We start from the raw sequence: 20,712 nt of genomic DNA, 5'->3' as shown, positions 1-20,712 counted from the left end.
GGAAGGGCCATCGCTCAACGGATAAAAGGTACTCCGGGGATAACAGGCTGATACCGCCCAAGAGTTCATATCGACGGCGGTGTTTGGCACCTCGATGTCGGCTCATCACATCCTGGGGCTGAAGCCGGTCCCAAGGGTATGGCTGTTCGCCATTTAAAGTGGTACGCGAGCTGGGTTTAGAACGTCGTGAGACAGTTCGGTCCCTATCTGCCGTGGACGTTTGAGATTTGAGAGGGGCTGCTCCTAGTACGAGAGGACCGGAGTGGACGAACCTCTGGTGTTCCGGTTGTCACGCCAGTGGCATTGCCGGGTAGCTATGTTCGGAATAGATAACCGCTGAAAGCATCTAAGCGGGAAACTAGCCTCAAGATGAGATCTCACTGGGACCTTGAGTCCCCTGAAGGGCCGTCGAAGACTACGACGTTGATAGGTTGGGTGTGTAAGCGCTGTGAGGCGTTGAGCTAACCAATACTAATTGCCCGTGAGGCTTGACCATATAACACCCAAGCAATTTGCTGATCCGAAAGGACACCAGATTGCGGTGTGTGAAGACGCAATGAACCGAAAGTTCGCAAGCATTCACAAAAACCGCAGAAACTATCGCATACCCAATTTGCTGAAGCGTCGAAAGACGGTTCGGTACCCGAATTTCTTGACGACCATAGAGCATTGGAACCACCTGATCCCATCCCGAACTCAGAAGTGAAACGATGCATCGCCGATGGTAGTGTGGGGTTTCCCCATGTGAGAGTAGGTCATCGTCAAGATTAAATTCCGAAACCCCTATCTGCGTATGCAGGTAGGGGTTTTGTTTTGCCCGCAGGAAAACTGACGTTTAGGGTTTCTATGCAACTGCTCGGTGCATGGCTATCATGCGGGCCTCATTGTGAGGCGAGACTTGCATGCTGACGTTGTTAAAGCTTCTTAAGGATGGCCGATTCCATTCGGGCCAGGCCCTGGGCGTCGCCTTGGGCGTCAGTCGTAGCGCTGTATGGAAGCAGCTTCAGCATTTGGAGGCTGAGCTCGGCTTATCCATTCATAAAGTGCGCGGTCGCGGCTATCAGCTGGCTGCGCCATTGACGCTGCTTGACCCTGTCGAGATATGCGCGCGTGAGCCTTCCTGTGAGTGGCCCATCCTGGTCCTCGACTCAATTGACTCTACCAATGCTGAAGCCTTGCGCGCTATCGAGCGTGGCCAGATCGCGCCATTTCTGGTGCTTGCCGAGCGGCAAACGGCCGGTCGCGGACGGCGTGGACGCAAGTGGGTGAGTCCGTTCGCAGAAAACATCTATTACAGCTTGGTGTTGCGCATTGAGGGTGGGATGCGGCAGCTGGAAGGCTTGAGTCTAGTTGTTGGGCTCGCCGTACTGCAGGCCTTGCGAGAGCTTGGTATTTCAGGCGCGGGGTTGAAGTGGCCCAATGATGTTCTGGTTGGTCAGAAAAAAATTGCTGGAATATTGCTCGAATTAGTGGGCGATCCTGCAGATGTGTGTCACGTAGTGATCGGTGTCGGGATCAATGTGAACATGCAGATGACTGATGAGGTTGACCAGCAGTGGACGTCCATGCAGCTCGAGTCGGGCAAGGCGGTTGATCGCAATCACCTGGTTGCGAAGTTGGGGGTGATGCTCCGGGCCTACTTGAGTCGCCACCAGGTCGACGGATTTCCGGCTATCCGGGCGGAGTGGGAGCAAAATCATCTATGGCAGGGGCGCGCCGTGTCGTTGATTGCTGGAGCTAGTCAGATAGATGGAGAGGTGTTGGGTATCGATGGTCAGGGTGCCTTGCGCTTGAAGGTGGATGGCGTGGAAAAAGTCTTTAGTGGTGGTGAGCTCAGCCTGAGGTTGCGTGATGATTCTTGAGCTCGATTGTGGAAACAGTTTCATCAAGTGGCGTGTGCTCGGCGCGGATGTCGGGCGGGTGGTTGGTGAGGGTGTCGTTGATTCGGATCTCGCGCTGCTTGAGAGTTTGAAGGGGCTCAAGGGGCTCGCTCTCAAGCATTGTCGGTTAGTGAGTGTCAGAACCGCTGAAGAAACCGGAGCCTTGATCTCTTCGTTGACAGAGGCTTTCGGCGTTTCCGTGGTGTGTGCCACACCGGCTCGCGAAATGTCCGGGGTTCGTAATGGCTATGAAGAGTTCGAGCGGCTAGGACTTGATCGCTGGCTTGCAATGCTCGGAGGATTTCACCTGGCTTCAGGTGCTTGTCTGGTGCTCGACTTCGGTACCGCGGTCACTGCTGATTTTGTCGCTAGGGATGGCGAGCATCTTGGAGGCTTCATCTGTCCGGGAATGCCCTTAATGCGTAACCAGTTGCGTACTCATACCCGTAGAATCCGCTATGGCGACCTTGCTGCCGAGCGTGCTTTGGAGAGTCTTGTTCCTGGGCGTACTACCGTCGAGGCGGTCGAGCGAGGTTGTGTGCTGATGTTGAGGGGCTTTGTTCAGGCTCAGCTAGATTTGGCGCGCAGTTATTGGGGGGAGGATTTCGCTGTATTCCTCACAGGAGGAGATGCTGATCTGGTCTCCGAGATTGTGCCTGGGGCCAGGGTGGTTCCAGATCTGGTGTTTGTAGGGTTGGCTATGGCGTGTCCCTTGTCTTGAGGTTTTTATGCGTTGGTTGTTCCTGCTGCTGCTTGTTCTCAATGTGTTCTATTACGTCTGGCACCAACAGGAGGCCCCGCTTCGCGCGAAGGATGTGACCCCCTTGAGTATGTATCGGGGCTCTCAGCAGGACATTCGTTTGTTGAGTGAGGCGACTGATACGACCCGAGATAAAGGAAAATCCACGCAGACAGAAAGCAGTTGTCTCTATCTGGGCGGTTCTGCCCGGCAGGAAGTCGCTCAGGCAATCGAGCATCGATTGAGTGGCATGGACATCAAGTTTCAGCCCTTGCCGAAGGATCTCCCTGAATATGCGGGTTACTGGGTGCGTGTGGCGCCGGAAAGCCGGCGTTTGCTGGATGACTTGCAGTTGCAAAGCCTTTCTAAAGAATTCAACGAGTTAAAACATAAAATAATGCCGTGTGAGGGGGTTGCACCTGTCGAATAGTTTGCATAGAATGGCGCCCGCTTCGCAGTGAAGACCTTTTAAAGGTTGACGGTGCGAAGCGAGGTCAACGCAGCTAACCTCAGGTTTTTAATGAGAAAATGCTTGACAGAAGGCTGGCATAGTATAGAATGCCGGCTCGCTTAGGAGGGGTTCCCGAGCGGCCAAAGGGATCAGACTGTAAATCTGACGTCTACGACTTCGAAGGTTCGAATCCTTCCCCCTCCACCATTTTTAGCGAGAGCTGCAAGCTCCGCGGGTATAGTTTAGTGGTAGAACCTCAGCCTTCCAAGCTGATGATGCGGGTTCGATTCCCGCTACCCGCTCCAGGTTTGCAGGTCCTGCAAAGTGTTACGCTCTTGTAGCTCAGTTGGTAGAGCACACCCTTGGTAAGGGTGAGGTCAGCGGTTCAAATCCGCTCAAGAGCTCCATATAACAAGGCAGATATGAAAATATCTGCCTTTGTTTTAATGGCTTGTAGATGCGCGTTGTTGCCTGAGAGGGTGTTGTGCATCTTTGGTGCTGGTGTGCATGGCCAGGATCGATGAGTAAATTGTTGTAAAGTCTTTTTCGGGCCGGCATAATGGTCGGCCTGATTTTGTTTTAGGTCAGTAGCTCAATTGGCAGAGCGACGGTCTCCAAAACCGTAGGTTGGGGGTTCGATTCCCTCCTGACCTGCCAGATTCACCAGGTGTGTCTGGCTTTCTTTTCACAGGATCTTCATAGATGACTCCTAAAGCTGAAGCTCAAGGCTCTCGCTTCGATCTACTCAAGTGGCTGGTAGTAGTTGCTTTGGTGATTGTTGGCGTTGTTGGCAATCAGTATTACTCTGCTTCGCCGATCCTGTACCGCGTGCTCGCTTTGCTGGTCATTGCTGCTGTAGCTGCCTTTGTAGGCCTGCAGACGGTTAAGGGCAAGTCTTTCTTTGTACTGGTTAAGGAAGCGCGCACCGAGATTCGTAAAGTCGTTTGGCCAACTCGCCAAGAAACTACGCAGACCACGTTGATCGTTGTGGCTGTTGTTCTGGTTATGGCGTTGCTGTTGTGGGGGCTTGATTCCCTGCTCGGTTGGCTTGTTTCCTTGATCGTCGGCTAAGGGTGTCCCGTGGCTAAGCGTTGGTACGTTGTGCATGCTTACTCCGGTTACGAGAAGCATGTCATGCGTTCGTTGATCGAGCGCGTAAAGCTGGCTGGCATGGAAGATGGCTTCGGCGAAATTCTGGTTCCCACTGAAGAAGTGGTTGAGATGCGTAATGGCCAGAAGCGCAAAAGCGAACGCAAATTCTTCCCTGGTTATGTGCTGGTTCAGATGGACATGAACGAGGGTACTTGGCACTTGGTCAAGGATACTCCTCGGGTGATGGGCTTCATCGGTGGTACTGCCGACAAGCCTGCACCAATCACAGATAAAGAAGCAGAAGCGATTCTGCGTCGCGTTGCTGATGGTAGCGACAAGCCGAAGCCGAAGACGTTGTTCGAGCCGGGTGAGTCGGTACGTGTCAACGACGGGCCGTTTGCCGATTTTACCGGCACGGTTGAAGAGGTTAACTACGAAAAGAGCCGGATCCAAGTGGCGGTGCTCATTTTCGGTCGCTCTACTCCGGTAGAGTTGGAGTTCAGTCAGGTCGAAAAGGTCTAGCTGAGCAAGCATCCCAACCCCGCAGCCCTAGGCTGTGGGGTTTTGTCGTCACTGGGATAAACGCGCAAGTAACCGGGGAGCCTTTCGAGGCGTTTGAACCCGTAATTGGAGTGCCTCATGGCCAAGAAGATTACCGCTTACATCAAGCTGCAAGTGAAGGCCGCTCAGGCTAACCCAAGCCCACCTGTTGGTCCTGCTCTGGGTCAGCACGGCGTGAACATCATGGAATTCTGCAAGGCTTTCAACGCCCGTACTCAGGGTCTTGAGCCAGGTCTGCCGACTCCAGTGATCATCACTGTCTACAGCGACCGTAGCTTCACGTTCGAAACCAAATCCACTCCTGCTTCGGTTCTGCTGAAGAAGGCGGCTGGTCTGACTAGCGGTTCCGCTCGTCCGAACACCGTTAAGGTTGGCACTGTGACTCGTGCTCAGCTGGAAGAAATCGCGAAAACCAAAAACGCGGATCTGACTGCAGCTGATATGGAAGCAGCCGTGCGTACTATCGCCGGTTCTGCTCGTAGCATGGGCCTTAACGTGGAGGGTGTGTAATGGCTAAGCTGACCAAGCGTCAAAAGGCTATCGCCGGCAAAATCGAAGCAGGCAAGGCCTACAACTTTGTAGACGCTGCTGCTCTGCTGTCCGAGCTGTCGACTGTCAAGTTCAGCGAGTCGTTCGACGTAGCTGTGAACCTGGGTGTTGACCCGCGTAAATCCGACCAGGTCGTTCGTAGCGCTACCGTGCTGCCGCACGGTACCGGCAAGACCGTTCGCGTTGCTGTGTTCACTCAGGGTCCAGCTGCCGAGGCCGCTCTGGCTGCCGGCGCTGACCGTGTAGGTATGGACGACCTGGCTGCCGAAATGAAAGGCGGCGACCTGAACTATGACGTAGTGATCGCATCCCCGGATGCAATGCGCGTTGTAGGTCAGTTGGGTCAGATCCTCGGTCCACGTGGTCTGATGCCTAACCCTAAAGTCGGCACAGTAACTCCAGACGTAGCTACCGCGGTTAAAAACGCCAAGGCTGGTCAGGTTCGTTATCGCACCGACAAAAACGGCATCATCCACACTTCCGTTGGCAAAGTCGGCTTCGATGCCGTCAAGCTGAAGGAAAACGTTGAAGCCCTGATCGCTGATCTGAAGCGTATCAAGCCAGCTTCCTCGAAAGGTATTTACGTCAAGCGCGTTACCCTGAGCACTACTATGGGCCCAGGTCTGGTCATCGACCAGGGTTCGCTCGACGCGTAAGACGCAGGTTGGCGCAAGTAATTGCGCCAATTGAAAGATTGGGGTCCCTGCCTGGCGGGGGCTATCCAAGACCGTAGGCGACGCAAGTCTTAAACCTCAAGCCTACGCAGATGGTGCTCCCGGTTCCTTACCGAATCAGACACCAAAACGACATCCGGTTTCGACTGGATGAAACGGTAACAAGCAGGAGTTAAACCCGTGGCAATTAAACTCGAAGACAAGAAGGCCATCGTCGCTGAAGTCAACGAGGCTGCCAAAGTCGCTCTGTCCGCTGTCGTGGCTGATGCCCGTGGCGTAACAGTAGGCGCGATGACCGGACTCCGTAAAGAGGCTCGTGAAGCTGGCGTTTATGTACGTGTCGTACGTAACACCCTGCTCAAGCGCGCTGTTGCTGACACTGAATTCAGTGTCCTCAACGACGTGTTCACCGGCCCTACCCTGATTGCATTCTCCAAAGAACATCCAGGCGCTGCTGCCCGGATTTTCAAAGAGTTCGCCAAGGGTCAGGACAAGTTCGAGATCAAGGCAGCTGCGTTTGATGGCAAGTTCCTTGCCGCTAACCAGATCGACGTGTTGGCTACCCTGCCGACCCGCGACGAAGCTATTGCGAAACTGATGAGCGTGATCCAAGGCGCTACCAGCAAGCTGGCTCGTACCCTGGCAGCCGTTCGCGACCAGAAAGAAGCTGCTGCTGCCTAAGGCACAGCGAGACCTTTCAAAATCATATGTTTAATTTGATGGCTGCGTAAGCTGTCACCCCAATACAGGATTCAAGTCATGTCTCTGACTAACGAACAAATCATCGAAGCAATCGGCCAGAAAACCGTTCTGGAAGTTGTTGAGCTGATCAAAGCAATGGAAGAAACCTTCGGCGTTACCGCTGCTGTTGCTGCTGCTGGTCCAGCTGCTGCTGCCGCTGTTGTTGAAGAGCAAACTGAATTCAACGTCATGCTGACCGAAGCTGGCGAGAAGAAAGTTAACGTGATCAAGGCTGTACGTGAACTGACCGGTCTGGGCCTGAAAGAAGCCAAGGCTGTAGTTGACGGCGCTCCTGCCATGGTTCTGGAAGCTGTTGCCAAAGACGCAGCTGACAAAGCCAAAGCAGCTCTGGAAGAAGCAGGCGCTAAAGTCGAGCTGAAATAAGCATCGACTTTGCTCCTCCAGCCCGAGCGTTAAGCGAAAGGCTGATGGCTGGTGGCTCTTGCCACCGGCCTTTTTCCGTTATTGGCAGCCGACTGGGTCGGTGCTGGTAACGAGCTGTATCCACCCGATGTGGTGGCGCAAACCATGGGGTTTGCACGATTTTCTGGCTGCTCCCGTCGGGAGGGGCCAAACAAGCAGGTGACCAAGCTGGGGAACGCTGATGGCTTACTCATATACTGAGAAAAAACGTATCCGCAAGGACTTTAGCAAGTTGCCGGACGTCATGGATGTGCCGTACCTCCTGGCCATCCAGCTGGATTCGTATCGTGAATTCTTGCAAGCGGGAGCGACTAAAGATCAGTTCCGCGACGTGGGCCTGCATGCGGCCTTCAAATCCGTTTTCCCGATCATCAGCTACTCCGGCAATGCTGCGCTGGAGTACGTCGGTTATCGCCTGGGCGAACCGGCATTTGATGTCAAAGAATGCGTATTGCGCGGTGTAACTTACGCCGTACCTTTGCGGGTAAAAGTGCGCCTGATCATTTTCGACAAAGAATCGTCGAACAAAGCGATCAAGGACATCAAAGAGCAAGAAGTCTACATGGGTGAAATCCCCCTGATGACTGAGAACGGTACCTTCGTAATCAACGGTACCGAGCGTGTAATCGTTTCCCAGCTGCACCGTTCCCCGGGCGTGTTCTTCGACCACGACCGTGGCAAGACGCACAGCTCCGGCAAACTGCTGTACTCCGCGCGCATCATTCCTTACCGCGGTTCGTGGCTGGACTTCGAGTTCGACCCGAAAGATTGCGTATTTGTGCGTATCGACCGTCGCCGCAAGCTGCCTGCATCGGTACTGCTGCGCGCGCTGGGCTATACCACTGAAGAAGTGCTGGACGCGTTCTACACCACCAACGTCTTCCATGTGCAGGGTGAAAACCTCAGCCTGGAACTGGTGCCTCAGCGCCTGCGTGGTGAAATTGCTGTCCTCGATATTCAGGATGACAAAGGCAAGGTTATTGTCGAGCAAGGTCGTCGTATCACCGCTCGCCACATCAACCAGCTGGAAAAAGCCGGGATCAAAGAGCTGCAAGTGCCTCTGGACTACGTCCTGGGTCGCACTACCGCCAAGGTCATCGTGCATCCGGCTACCGGCGAAATCCTGGCAGAGTGCAACACCGAGCTGAACACCGAAATCCTGGCAAAAATTGCCAAGGCGGGCGTTGTTCGCATCGAAACTCTGTACACCAACGATATCGACTGCGGTCCGTTCGTCTCCGACACCCTGAAGATCGACTCCACCAGCAACCAATTGGAAGCGCTGGTCGAGATCTATCGCATGATGCGTCCAGGCGAGCCGCCAACCAAGGACGCTGCCGAGACACTGTTCAACAACCTGTTCTTCAGTCCTGAGCGCTATGACCTGTCTGCGGTCGGCCGGATGAAGTTCAACCGTCGTATCGGTCGTACCGAGATCGAAGGTTCGGGCGTGTTGTGCAAAGAAGACATCGTCGCGGTTCTGAAGACTCTGGTCGACATCCGTAACGGTAAAGGCATCGTCGATGACATCGACCACCTGGGTAACCGTCGTGTTCGCTGCGTAGGCGAAATGGCCGAGAACCAGTTCCGCGTTGGCCTGGTACGTGTTGAGCGTGCGGTCAAAGAGCGTCTGTCGATGGCTGAAAGCGAAGGCCTGATGCCGCAAGACCTGATCAACGCCAAGCCAGTGGCTGCGGCGGTGAAAGAGTTCTTCGGTTCCAGTCAGCTGTCCCAGTTCATGGACCAGAACAACCCGCTGTCCGAGATCACCCACAAGCGTCGTGTCTCTGCACTCGGCCCAGGCGGTTTGACTCGCGAACGTGCAGGCTTCGAAGTCCGTGACGTACACCCGACTCACTACGGTCGTGTATGCCCGATTGAAACGCCGGAAGGTCCGAACATCGGTCTGATCAACTCCCTGGCCGCCTATGCGCGCACCAACCAGTACGGCTTCCTCGAGAGCCCGTACCGCGTGGTGAAAGACGCTCTGGTCACCGACGAGATCGTTTTCCTGTCCGCCATCGAAGAAGCTGATCACGTGATCGCTCAGGCTTCGGCCACGATGAACGACAAGAAAGTCCTGATCGACGAGCTGGTAGCTGTTCGTCACTTGAACGAGTTCACCGTCAAGGCGCCGGAAGATGTCACCTTGATGGACGTGTCGCCGAAGCAGGTAGTTTCGGTTGCTGCGTCGCTGATCCCGTTCCTCGAGCACGACGACGCCAACCGTGCGTTGATGGGTTCGAACATGCAGCGTCAAGCTGTACCAACCCTGCGTGCTGACAAGCCGCTGGTAGGTACCGGCATGGAACGTAACGTGGCTCGCGACTCCGGCGTTTGCGTCGTGGCTCGTCGTGGCGGCGTGATCGATTCCGTCGACGCCAGCCGTATCGTGGTTCGTGTTGCTGATGATGAAGTTGAAACCGGCGAAGCTGGTGTCGACATCTACAACCTGACCAAGTACACCCGCTCCAACCAGAACACCTGCATCAACCAGCGTCCGCTGGTGAGCAAAGGTGATCGGGTTCAGCGCAGCGACATCATGGCCGACGGTCCGTCCACCGATATGGGTGAACTGGCTCTGGGTCAGAACATGCGCATCGCGTTCATGGCATGGAACGGCTTCAACTTCGAAGACTCCATCTGCCTGTCCGAGCGTGTTGTTCAGGAAGACCGTTTCACCACGATCCACATCCAGGAATTGACCTGTGTGGCGCGTGACACCAAGCTTGGGCCAGAGGAAATCACTGCAGACATCCCGAACGTGGGTGAAGCTGCACTGAACAAGCTGGACGAAGCCGGTATCGTTTACGTAGGTGCTGAAGTAGGCGCAGGCGACATCCTGGTAGGTAAGGTCACTCCGAAAGGCGAGACCCAACTGACTCCGGAAGAAAAACTGCTGCGTGCGATCTTCGGTGAAAAAGCCAGCGACGTTAAAGACACCTCCCTGCGTGTGCCTACCGGCACCAAGGGTACTGTCATCGACGTACAGGTCTTCACTCGTGACGGCGTTGAGCGTGATGCTCGTGCACTGTCGATCGAGAAGACTCAACTCGACGAGATCCGCAAGGACCTGAACGAAGAGTTCCGTATCGTTGAAGGCGCTACTTTCGAACGTCTGCGTTCCGCTCTGGTCGGCCACAAAGCCGAAGGCGGCGCCGGTCTGAAGAAAGGTCAGGAAATCACCGACGAAGTTCTCGACGGTCTTGAGCACGGCCAGTGGTTCAAGCTGCGCATGGCTGAAGATGCTCTGAACGAGCAGCTCGAGAAGGCTCAGGCCTACATCGTTGATCGCCGCCGTCTGCTGGACGACAAGTTCGAAGACAAGAAGCGCAAGCTGCAGCAGGGCGATGACCTGGCTCCAGGCGTGCTGAAAATCGTCAAGGTTTACCTGGCAATCCGTCGCCGCATCCAGCCGGGCGACAAGATGGCCGGTCGTCACGGTAACAAGGGTGTGGTCTCCGTGATCATGCCGGTTGAAGACATGCCGCACGATGCCAATGGCACCCCGGTCGACGTCGTCCTCAACCCGTTGGGCGTACCTTCGCGTATGAACGTTGGTCAGATCCTTGAAACCCACCTGGGCCTCGCGGCCAAAGGTCTGGGCGAGAAGATCAACCGGATGGTCGAAGAGCAGCGTAAGGTTGCTGAACTTCGCACCTTCCTGGACGAGATCTACAACCAGATCGGCGGTCGTAACGAAGATCTGGATAGCTTCTCCGACCAGGAAATTCTGGATCTGGCGAAGAACCTGCGTGGCGGCGTTCCAATGGCCACTCCAGTGTTCGACGGCGCCAAGGAAAGCGAAATCAAGGCCATGCTGAAACTGGCAGACCTGCCAGAAAGCGGCCAGATGCAGCTGACCGACGGCCGTACCGGCAACAAGTTCGAGCGCCCGGTTACTGTTGGCTACATGTACATGCTGAAGCTGAACCACTTGGTAGACGACAAGATGCACGCTCGTTCTACCGGTTCGTACAGCCTGGTTACCCAGCAGCCGCTGGGTGGTAAGGCGCAGTTCGGTGGTCAGCGTTTCGGGGAGATGGAGGTCTGGGCACTGGAAGCATACGGTGCTGCTTACACTCTGCAAGAAATGCTCACAGTGAAGTCGGACGATGTGAACGGCCGGACCAAGATGTACAAAAACATCGTGGACGGCGATCACCGTATGGAGCCGGGCATGCCCGAGTCCTTCAACGTGTTGATCAAGGAAATTCGTTCCCTCGGCATCGATATCGATCTGGAAACCGAATAACACGTGACGCGAATCGAGAGCGGGGCAGGATTGCCCGCTCTCTGCTCCGCCAGGAGGAAAGGCCTTGAAAGACCTACTGAATTTGCTGAAAAACCAGGGTCAAGTCGAAGAGTTCGACGCCATCCGTATTGGATTGGCATCGCCTGAGATGATCCGTTCGTGGTCGTTCGGTGAAGTTAAAAAGCCGGAAACCATCAACTACCGTACGTTCAAACCTGAGCGTGACGGCCTGTTCTGCGCCAAGATCTTTGGCCCGGTAAAGGATTACGAGTGCCTGTGCGGTAAGTACAAGCGCTTGAAGCACCGTGGTGTGATCTGCGAGAAGTGCGGCGTTGAAGTCGCGCTGGCAAAAGTTCGTCGTGAGCGCATGGCGCACATCGAGCTGGCCTCGCCAGTAGCCCACATCTGGTTCCTGAAATCGCTGCCGTCCCGTATCGGTTTGCTGATGGACATGACCCTGCGTGATATCGAGCGCGTTCTCTACTTCGAGAGCTACGTCGTTATCGATCCAGGCATGACCACCCTTGAAAAGGGTCAGCTGCTCAACGACGAGCAGTACTTCGAAGCGCTGGAAGAGTTCGGCGACGATTTCGATGCCCGCATGGGTGCCGAAGCTGTCCGTGAACTGCTGCACGCTATCGACCTGGAACACGAGATTGGCCGTCTGCGTGAAGAGATTCCGCAAACCAACTCCGAAACCAAAATCAAAAAGCTGTCCAAGCGTCTGAAGTTGATGGAAGCCTTCCAGGGTTCCGGCAACCTGCCAGAGTGGATGGTGCTGACCGTTCTGCCGGTTCTGCCGCCAGATCTGCGTCCACTGGTCCCATTGGATGGCGGTCGTTTCGCGACTTCCGACCTCAACGATCTGTATCGTCGAGTGATCAACCGTAACAACCGTTTGAAGCGCCTGCTTGATCTGTCCGCTCCGGACATCATCGTGCGCAACGAAAAGCGTATGTTGCAGGAAGCCGTCGACGCACTGCTCGACAACGGTCGTCGTGGCCGCGCTATCACCGGTTCCAACAAGCGTCCTCTGAAATCCCTGGCTGACATGATCAAGGGTAAGCAAGGTCGTTTCCGTCAGAACTTGCTCGGTAAGCGTGTTGACTACTCCGGTCGTTCGGTAATTACCGTAGGTCCGACCCTGCGTCTGCACCAGTGCGGTCTGCCGAAGAAGATGGCTCTCGAGCTGTTCAAGCCGTTCATTTTCGGCAAGCTGGAAATGCGTGGTCTTGCTACCACCATCAAAGCGGCCAAGAAGATGGTTGAGCGTGAGCTGCCAGAGGTTTGGGACGTTCTCGCTGAAGTGATTCGCGAACACCCGGTTCTCCTCAACCGTGCACCGACCCTTCACCGTCTGGGTATCCAGGCGTTTGAACCGGTACTGATCGAAGGTAAGGCTATCCAGCTGCACCCTCTGGTCTGTGCTGCGTACAACGCCGACTTCGACGGCGACCAAATGGCCGTGCACGTACCGCTGACGCTGGAAGCCCAGCTGGAAGCGCGTGCGTTGATGATGTCGACCAACAACATTCTGTCGCCAGCCAACGGTGAGCCAATCATCGTTCCTTCGCAGGACGTTGTATTGGGTCTGTACTACATGACTCGTGAAGCGATCAACGCCAAAGGCGAAGGTCGTGTGTTCGCGGATCTGCAGGAAGTTGACCGTGTGTTCCGTGCCGGCGAAGCCGCGCTGCACGCCAAGGTCAAGGTACGGATCAACGAAACCGTGAACGATCGTGATGGCGGCAGCGTGACCAACACTCGTATCGTCGACACTACCGTCGGCCGTGCGCTGTTGTTCCAGGTTGTGCCAAAAGGTCTGTCCTTCGACGTCGTCAACCTGCCGATGAAAAAGAAAGCGATCTCCAAGCTGATCAACCAGTGCTACCGCGTGGTTGGTTTGAAAGAGACCGTGATCTTCGCTGACCAGTTGATGTACACCGGTTTTGCCTATTCGACCATCTCCGGCGTTTCCATCGGTGTTAACGACTTCGTTATCCCGGATGAAAAAGCCCGCATCATCGGTGCCGCCACCGACGAAGTGAAAGAGATCGAAAGTCAGTACGCCTCCGGCCTGGTAACCCAGGGCGAGAAGTACAACAAAGTGATCGACCTTTGGTCCAAGGCGAACGACGAAGTATCCAAGGCGATGATGGCCAACCTCTCGAAAGAGAAAGTCATTGACCGCCATGGCGTCGAAGTTGACCAGGAATCCTTCAACTCGATGTACATGATGGCCGACTCGGGCGCACGGGGTTCTGCTGCGCAGATCCGTCAGCTCGCCGGTATGCGTGGCCTGATGGCCAAGCCGGACGGTTCCATCATCGAAACGCCGATTACTGCGAACTTCCGTGAAGGTTTGAGCGTACTTCAGTACTTCATCTCTACTCACGGTGCTCGTAAAGGTCTGGCGGATACCGCGTTGAAAACTGCGAACTCCGGTTACCTGACTCGTCGTCTGGTAGACGTGGCGCAGGATCTGGTTGTGACCGAGATCGATTGCGGTACCGAACATGGCCTGGTAATGACTCCGCACATTGAAGGCGGTGACGTTGTTGAGCCGTTGGGTGAGCGCGTATTGGGTCGTGTCATTGCCCGTGACGTATTCAAGCCAGGTACCGAGGAAGTTATCGTTCCTGCCGGCACTCTGGTAGACGAGAAGTGGGTCGAGTTCATCGAGCTGAACAGCATCGACGAAGTGATCGTGCGTTCGCCGATCAGCTGCGAAACCCGCTACGGCATTTGCGCCAAGTGCTACGGCCGTGACTTGGCTCGTGGTCACCAGGTGAACATCGGTGAAGCGGTCGGCGTTATCGCTGCCCAGTCCATCGGTGAGCCGGGTACCCAGCTGACCATGCGTACGTTCCACATCGGTGGTGCGGCAAGCCGGACCTCCGCAGCCGACAGCGTTCAGGTGAAGAATGGCGGTACCGTCCGTCTGCATAACCTGAAGCACGTTGAGCGAGTGGACGGTTGCCTGGTTGCTGTGTCCCGTTCCGGTGAGCTGGCAATCGCTGATGACTTCGGTCGTGAGCGTGAGCGCTACAAGCTGCCGTACGGTGCTGTGATTTCGGTTAAAGAAGGTGACAAGGTCGACGCTGGCGCAATCGTGGCCAAGTGGGATCCGCACACTCACCCAATCGTTACCGAAATGAAAGGTACCGTGACCTACGTGGGCATGGAAGAAGGCATCACGATCAAGCGTCAGACTGACGAATTGACCGGTATGACCAACATTGAAGTACTCGACGCCAAAGACCGTCCAGCTGCCGGTAAAGATATCCGTCCTGCTGTGAAGATGGTTGATGACAACGGCAAGGATCTCTTGCTGCCGGGTACCGACGTAATTGCTCAGTACTTCCTGCCTGCTAACGCCCTGGTCGGTGTAGCGGACGGTGCGAAAATCGCGATCGGTGATGTTATCGCTCGTATTCCGCAAGAGACTTCGAAGACCCGTGACATCACCGGTGGTCTGCCGCGTGTTGCCGACTTGTTCGAAGCCCGTCGTCCGAAAGAAGCCTCGATTCTGGCTGAAGTCAGCGGCACCATCGCGTTCGGTAAAGAGACCAAAGGCAAGCGCCGTCTGGTTATCACCCCGAACGACGGTAGCGATCCGTACGAAGAGCTGATTCCGAAGTGGCGTCACCTGAACGTCTTCGAAGGCGAACAGGTAAACCGCGGCGAAGTTATCTCCGACGGTCCGAGCGATCCACACGACATCCTGCGTCTGCTGGGTGTGAGTGCGCTGGCCAAGTACATCGTGAACGAGATCCAGGACGTTTACCGTCTGCAAGGCGTGAAGATCAACGACAAGCACATCGAGACCATCCTGCGTCAGATGCTGCGTAAAGTTGAGATCGCTGAATCCGGCGATTCCAGTTTCATCAAGGGCGACCAGATGGAATTGACTCACGTGCTGGTAGAGAACGAGCGTCTGAGCAATGAAGACAAATTTGTCTCCAAGTTCACTCGTGTTCTGCTGGGTATCACCAAGGCGTCGTTGTCCACCGAATCGTTCATCTCGGCGGCTTCCTTCCAGGAAACCACTCGCGTACTGACCGAGGCGGCGGTAACCGGCAAGCGCGATTACCTGCGCGGCCTGAAAGAAAACGTGGTCGTGGGTCGTCTGATCCCGGCCGGTACCGGTCTGGCTTATCACAGCGAGCGCAAGCGCCGCCGTGATGCTGACAAACCGTTGCGCGTGAGCGCCAGTGAAGTGGAAGCTGCACTGACCGAAGCGCTGAACTCGAGCGGTAACTGAGTTCTGCGGTAGTAAATGAGTGCAGGCCCTGATCGCTCCGTTCATCCAGTCGAGACAATTTGTCGAGGTTGGATGGGGGGAGAGCTCGGGGCCTTGCCTTGACTGGGGGCAAGATCCTCTTTAGACTCTTGTACCCCTAAATTTGGCGGGGATTCGTTCCTGCCATTTTGCTTTTCTTGCAAGACAATAGCGTCGCAAGACAACAGTGGAGCTAGTAGATGGCAACTATCAACCAGCTGGTACGTCAGCCGCGTAAGCGTATCGTCGAGAAATCCGACGTGCCTGCGCTGCAGAACTGCCCGCAACGTCGTGGCGTATGCACCCGTGTGTATACCACTACGCCGAAAAAACCTAACTCGGCACTGCGTAAAGTATGCCGTGTGCGTCTGACCAACGGTTTCGAGGTTTCCTCGTACATCGGCGGTGAAGGCCACAACCTGCAAGAGCACAGCGTGGTACTGATCCGCGGCGGTCGTGTAAAAGACTTGCCAGGTGTTCGTTACCACACCGTTCGCGGCTCTTTGGATACTTCCGGCGTTAAAGGTCGTAACCAAGGTCGTTCGAAGTACGGTACCAAGCGTCCGAAGTAATAGTCGCTTGCAGCAAAAAACCGATTTCTATTTTTCTGAGTCGATAAGAGTAAGGTCGGAGGCGTCCCGAAAGGGCACCGATTCCGAGCGAACCTGAAGACCGTTTGAGGGCTTATCCATGCCAAGAAGACGCGTAGCAGCCAAGCGCGAAGTGCTTGACGATCCAAAATACGGAAGCCAAATCCTGGCCAAGTTCATGAACCACGTGATGGAAAGCGGCAAAAAAGCCGTTGCCGAGCGTATCGTTTATGGCGCGCTGGAAAAGGTTAAAGAACGCAAGAACAGCGACCCCCTGGAAATCTTCGAGAAAGCTCTCGACGCCATCGCTCCGCTGGTCGAAGTAAAGTCGCGCCGTGTAGGCGGTGCTACTTACCAGGTTCCGGTCGAAGTTCGTCCGTCCCGTCGTAACGCGCTGGCAATGCGCTGGTTGGTAGACTTCGCCCGTAAGCGCGGCGAGAAGTCTATGGCTCTGCGTTTGGCTGGCGAACTGTTGGACGCTGCTGAAGGTAAAGGTGCTGCTGTTAAGAAGCGTGAAGACGTGCACCGTATGGCTGAAGCCAACAAGGCTTTCTCGCACTACCGCTTCTAATTTTAGCTTCACTAATTTTGCGAGGGCTTTATGGCTCGTACTACTCCGATTAGCCGCTACCGTAACATCGGTATCGTTGCTCACGTGGATGCTGGTAAAACCACCACCACCGAGCGCGTCCTTTTTTACACTGGCAAAAGTCACAAAATGGGCGAGGTGCATGACGGCGCCGCGACCACAGACTGGATGGTGCAGGAGCAGGAGCGTGGTATTACCATTACTTCTGCTGCTATCACCGCCTTCTGGAAAGGTTCTGAGAAGCAGTACTCGCACGAACACCGTTTCAACGTTATCGATACCCCGGGCCACGTAGACTTCACTATTGAAGTTGAACGCTCCCTGCGCGTACTCGACGGCGCTGTCGTTGTGTTCTGCGGTACTTCGGGTGTTGAGCCTCAGTCGGAAACCGTATGGCGTCAGGCCAACAAGTACGGCGTTCCACGTCTTGTTTACGTAAACAAGATGGACCGTGCTGGCGCTAACTTCCTGCGCGTGATCGGTCAGATCAAGCAGCGTCTGGGTCACACTCCGGTGCCAATCCAGTTGGCTATCGGTTCCGAAGACAACTTCCAGGGTCAGATCGATCTGATCAACATGCAAGCTGTCTACTGGAATGACTCTGACAAGGGTATGGTCCCTGTTCGCAAGGACATTCCTGCCGAGCTGCAAGAGCTGGCTGAAGAGTGGCGCAGCAACATGGTCGAGGCTGCGGCCGAAGCCAACGAAGAGCTGATGAACAAGTATCTCGAAGGGGAAGAGCTCTCCATCGAGGAAATCAAGGCCGCTCTGCGTCAGCGTACTATCGCTGGTGAGATCGTTCTGGCTGTTTGCGGTTCTTCCTTCAAGAACAAGGGTGTTCCCCTGGTTCTCGACGCCGTTATCGACTTCCTGCCTGCTCCTACCGACATTCCTGCTATCAAGGGTTCCAACCCGGATAACGAGGAAGAGGAAATGGAGCGTCATGCAAGCGACGACGAGCCTTTCGCGGCTCTGGCGTTCAAGATCGCTACCGACCCATTCGTGGGTACCTTGACCTTTGTTCGGGTTTACTCGGGCGTGTTGGCCTCCGGCGACGGCGTGATCAACTCGGTAAAAGGCAAGAAAGAGCGCGTGGGTCGTATGGTGCAAATGCACGCAAACGCCCGTGAAGAAATCAAGGAAGTACGCGCTGGTGACATCGCGGCCTTGATCGGCATGAAGGACGTCACCACTGGTGAAACTTTGTGCAACGCTGACAAGCCAATCATCCTGGTTCGCATGGACTTCCCGGAGCCGGTTATTTCGGTTGCTGTAGAGCCTAAGACCAAGGATGACCAGGAAAAAATGGGTATCGCTCTGGGCAAGCTTGCTCAGGAAGACCCGTCTTTCCGCGTCAAAACTGATGAAGAGACTGGTCAAACGATCATCTCCGGCATGGGCGAGCTGCACCTGGACATCCTGGTTGACCGGATGCGCCGTGAGTTCAACGTCGAAGCCAACATCGGTAAGCCTCAAGTTTCGTACCGTGAGCGCATCACGAAGAGCTGCGAAATCGAAGGCAAGTTCGTTCGTCAGTCCGGCGGTCGTGGCCAGTTTGGTCATTGCTGGATCCGTTTTGCACCTGCTGACGAAGGTCAGGAAGGTCTGCAATTCCTGAACGAAGTAGTGGGTGGTGTGGTTCCTAAGGAATACATCCCGGCTATCCAGAAGGGTATCGAAGAGCAGATGAAGAACGGTGTTGTTGCCGGCTATCCGCTGATCGGCCTGAAGGCTACCGTGTTTGATGGTTCTTACCACGACGTCGACTCGAACGAGATGGCGTTTAAGGTGGCTGCTTCCATGGCGACCAAGCAACTGGCCCAGAAGGGTGGTGGTGAGTTGCTTGAGCCGATCATGGCGGTAGAGGTTGTTACGCCTGAAGACTATATGGGTGACGTGATGGGCGACCTTAACCGTCGTCGCGGCATGATTCTGGGTATGGAAGATACGGTTTCCGGTAAAGTAATTCGTGCCGAGGTTCCGTTGGGCGAGATGTTCGGTTATGCGACCGACGTTCGTTCCATGTCTCAGGGTCGCGCAAGCTACTCTATGGAATTCAAAAAATACAATACGGCTCCGTCGCACATCGTCGAAACCGTTACCAAAAAACAAGGCTGATTCAGTCCTTTAGGCAAGGAGTTAATTGTCGTGGCTAAAGAAAAATTTGATCGTTCCCTACCGCACGTCAACGTTGGCACTATCGGTCACGTTGACCACGGTAAAACCACTCTGACCGCTGCTCTGACTCGCGTCTGCTCCGAAGTTTTCGGTTCGGCTCGTGTTGACTTCGACAAGATCGACAGCGCACCAGAAGAGAAAGCTCGCGGTATCACCATCAACACCGCTCACGTTGAGTACAACTCGAAGATCCGTCACTACGCTCACGTTGACTGCCCAGGTCACGCTGACTATGTGAAGAACATGATCACCGGTGCTGCTCAAATGGACGGCGCTATCCTGGTTTGCTCGGCCGCTGATGGTCCGATGCCACAAACCCGTGAGCACATCCTGCTGTCCCGTCAGGTAGGCGTTCCGTACATCGTGGTTTTCCTGAACAAGGCTGACCTGGTAGACGACGCTGAGCTGCTGGAACTGGTTGAGATGGAAGTGCGCGATCTGCTGAGCACTTACGACTTCCCAGGCGACGACACTCCAATCATCATCGGCTCCGCTCGTATGGCGCTGGATGGTCTGGACGATAACGAGATGGGCACCACTGCCGTCAAGAAACTGGTTGAAACTCTGGACAGCTACATCCCAGAACCAGTTCGTCTGACTGACAAGCCGTTCCTGATGCCAATCGAAGACGTATTCTCGATCTCGGGTCGCGGTACTGTTGTGACTGGTCGTATCGAGCGCGGTATCGTTCGCGTTCAGGATCCACTGGAAATCGTTGGTCTGCGTGACACTACCGTCACCACCTGCACCGGTGTTGAAATGTTCCGCAAACTGCTCGACGAAGGTCGTGCTGGCGAGAACTGCGGCGTGCTGCTGCGCGGCACCAAGCGTGATGACGTGGAGCGTGGTCAGGTTCTGGTTAAGCCAGGTACCGTTAAGCCGCACACCAAGTTCACCGCAGAAGTTTACGTTCTGAGCAAAGAAGAAGGCGGTCGTCACACTCCGTTCTTCAAAGGCTACCGTCCACAGTTCTACTTCCGTACTACTGACGTGACTGGTAACTGCGAGCTGCCAGAAGGCGTTGAAATGGTAATGCCAGGCGATAACATTCAAATGACTGTTACCCTGATCAAAACCATCGCAATGGAAGACGGTCTGCGTTTCGCTATTCGCGAAGGCGGCCGTACCGTTGGTGCTGGCGTTGTAGCTAAAATCATCGAGTAAGCTTCTCTTCTGAGATAGCTTCGATGCTTTGAAAAAGCCCCCGCTCAGCGGGGGCTTTTTTATTGGGTTGACACCTATCGGGGGCGTCTATAGAATTGCGCCTCCTTTTAACGGGCGTATTGCGCCCGGTGGGAATAGCAGCCGGAGTCTGAAATCCAATGCAAAATCAGCAAATCCGTATCAGGTTGAAGGCTTTTGACCATCGCCTGATCGACCAATCCACCCAGGAAATCGTGGAAACCGCGAAACGTACTGGTGCTCAAGTGCGTGGTCCAATTCCACTGCCTACCCGTAAAGAGCGGTTCACCGTTCTGGTCTCCCCGCACGTCAACAAAGACGCGCGTGACCAGTACGAGATCCGTACTCATAAGCGCGTTCTGGACATCGTCCAGCCAACGGATAAAACCGTTGATGCTCTTATGAAGCTTGATCTTGCGGCCGGTGTGGAAGTGCAGATCAGCCTCGGCTAAGACTCGGTCTTAGTCGTGTAACGCTCTGAAATGGGCGGCCATAGCGGGTGAAAGCCCCGTACACTCATGAGGTT

At 55.1% G+C, this 20,712-nt stretch carries 16 protein-coding genes, 4 tRNA genes and 2 rRNA genes (1 of these 22 cut by a window edge); all 22 read left to right on the top strand.

Features of this window, described 5'->3' with window-relative positions:
• Window positions 1–496, top strand: a 23S ribosomal RNA gene (locus tag PGR6_RS25775); it begins 2,396 nt to the left of the window's first position.
• A 155-nt stretch (window positions 497–651) separates the two neighbouring features.
• Window positions 652–767, top strand: a 5S ribosomal RNA gene (rrf, locus tag PGR6_RS25770).
• Between the two features lie 135 nt (window positions 768–902).
• Complete coding sequence (gene birA, locus PGR6_RS25765; RefSeq protein WP_064620723.1) at window positions 903–1,862, top strand: bifunctional biotin--[acetyl-CoA-carboxylase] ligase/biotin operon repressor BirA; 960 nt, start codon at window positions 903–905, stop codon at window positions 1,860–1,862.
• Window positions 1,852–2,601, top strand: coding sequence for a pantothenate kinase (locus tag PGR6_RS25760; RefSeq protein WP_064620720.1), 750 nt, complete (start codon window positions 1,852–1,854; stop codon window positions 2,599–2,601). The genes birA and PGR6_RS25760 overlap by 11 nt, the downstream gene beginning before the upstream one ends.
• Window positions 2,602–2,608: 7 nt before the next feature.
• The gene (locus PGR6_RS25755; protein ID WP_064620713.1) at window positions 2,609–3,049 is read left to right on the top strand and encodes a hypothetical protein; all 441 of its coding nucleotides are present in this window, start codon (window positions 2,609–2,611) and stop codon (window positions 3,047–3,049) included.
• 143 nt (window positions 3,050–3,192) lie between these two features.
• Window positions 3,193–3,277, top strand: a tRNA-Tyr gene (locus PGR6_RS25750).
• Window positions 3,278–3,301: 24 nt separating this feature from the next.
• Window positions 3,302–3,375, top strand: a tRNA-Gly gene (locus PGR6_RS25745).
• Window positions 3,376–3,401: 26 nt separating this feature from the next.
• Window positions 3,402–3,477 (top strand) — tRNA-Thr (locus tag PGR6_RS25740).
• A gap of 174 nt (window positions 3,478–3,651) precedes the next feature.
• Window positions 3,652–3,727, top strand: a tRNA-Trp gene (locus PGR6_RS25735).
• Between the two features lie 45 nt (window positions 3,728–3,772).
• On the top strand, window positions 3,773–4,141 hold the full coding sequence (gene secE, locus PGR6_RS25730) for a preprotein translocase subunit SecE (protein ID WP_007933728.1): 369 nt from the start codon (window positions 3,773–3,775) through the stop codon (window positions 4,139–4,141).
• A 9-nt stretch (window positions 4,142–4,150) separates the two neighbouring features.
• A complete protein-coding gene (gene nusG / locus PGR6_RS25725) occupies window positions 4,151–4,684 on the top strand; it encodes a transcription termination/antitermination protein NusG (protein WP_007933727.1) in 534 nt (177 codons plus the stop codon).
• 117 nt (window positions 4,685–4,801) lie between these two features.
• Window positions 4,802–5,233 carry a 50S ribosomal protein L11 gene (gene rplK / locus PGR6_RS25720; RefSeq protein WP_007933726.1) on the top strand — a complete coding sequence of 144 codons (432 nt, stop codon included), beginning with the start codon at window positions 4,802–4,804 and terminating at the stop codon, window positions 5,231–5,233.
• Entirely contained in the window at window positions 5,233–5,928 is a 696-nt protein-coding gene (gene rplA, locus PGR6_RS25715) for a 50S ribosomal protein L1 (RefSeq protein ID WP_007933725.1), read from the top strand. Before rplK ends, rplA begins: the two co-directional genes overlap by 1 nt.
• 198 nt (window positions 5,929–6,126) lie before the next feature.
• Entirely contained in the window at window positions 6,127–6,627 is a 501-nt protein-coding gene (gene rplJ / locus PGR6_RS25710) for a 50S ribosomal protein L10 (RefSeq protein ID WP_018925653.1), read from the top strand.
• Window positions 6,628–6,705: 78 nt separating this feature from the next.
• On the top strand, window positions 6,706–7,071 hold the full coding sequence (gene rplL / locus PGR6_RS25705; protein WP_018925654.1) for a 50S ribosomal protein L7/L12: 366 nt from the start codon (window positions 6,706–6,708) through the stop codon (window positions 7,069–7,071).
• A gap of 220 nt (window positions 7,072–7,291) precedes the next feature.
• Complete coding sequence (rpoB, locus tag PGR6_RS25700) at window positions 7,292–11,365, top strand: DNA-directed RNA polymerase subunit beta (protein WP_018925655.1); 4,074 nt, start codon at window positions 7,292–7,294, stop codon at window positions 11,363–11,365.
• A gap of 64 nt (window positions 11,366–11,429) precedes the next feature.
• Window positions 11,430–15,629 (top strand): DNA-directed RNA polymerase subunit beta', encoded by a 4,200-nt coding sequence (rpoC, locus tag PGR6_RS25695; RefSeq protein WP_007933713.1) that lies wholly within the window; start codon window positions 11,430–11,432, stop codon window positions 15,627–15,629.
• Window positions 15,630–15,847: 218 nt separating this feature from the next.
• Entirely contained in the window at window positions 15,848–16,219 is a 372-nt protein-coding gene (gene rpsL, locus PGR6_RS25690; protein WP_003186084.1) for a 30S ribosomal protein S12, read from the top strand.
• 118 nt (window positions 16,220–16,337) lie between these two features.
• Entirely contained in the window at window positions 16,338–16,808 is a 471-nt protein-coding gene (gene rpsG, locus PGR6_RS25685) for a 30S ribosomal protein S7 (protein ID WP_002555493.1), read from the top strand.
• A gap of 30 nt (window positions 16,809–16,838) precedes the next feature.
• The gene (gene fusA, locus PGR6_RS25680; RefSeq protein ID WP_007933703.1) at window positions 16,839–18,944 is read left to right on the top strand and encodes an elongation factor G; all 2,106 of its coding nucleotides are present in this window, start codon (window positions 16,839–16,841) and stop codon (window positions 18,942–18,944) included.
• A gap of 30 nt (window positions 18,945–18,974) precedes the next feature.
• Window positions 18,975–20,168 (top strand): elongation factor Tu, encoded by a 1,194-nt coding sequence (tuf, locus tag PGR6_RS25675; RefSeq protein WP_007933700.1) that lies wholly within the window; start codon window positions 18,975–18,977, stop codon window positions 20,166–20,168.
• A 158-nt stretch (window positions 20,169–20,326) separates the two neighbouring features.
• Complete coding sequence (rpsJ, locus tag PGR6_RS25670; protein ID WP_003186070.1) at window positions 20,327–20,638, top strand: 30S ribosomal protein S10; 312 nt, start codon at window positions 20,327–20,329, stop codon at window positions 20,636–20,638.
• Window positions 20,639–20,712 lie beyond the last annotated feature (74 nt).

Origin of the sequence: Pseudomonas sp. GR 6-02, from assembly GCF_001655615.1 — a bacterium.
Lineage (GTDB): Bacteria > Pseudomonadota > Gammaproteobacteria > Pseudomonadales > Pseudomonadaceae > Aquipseudomonas.
The sequence above is the reverse complement of the archived record's forward strand: the minus strand, read 5'-3'. Positions and strand labels throughout refer to the sequence as shown.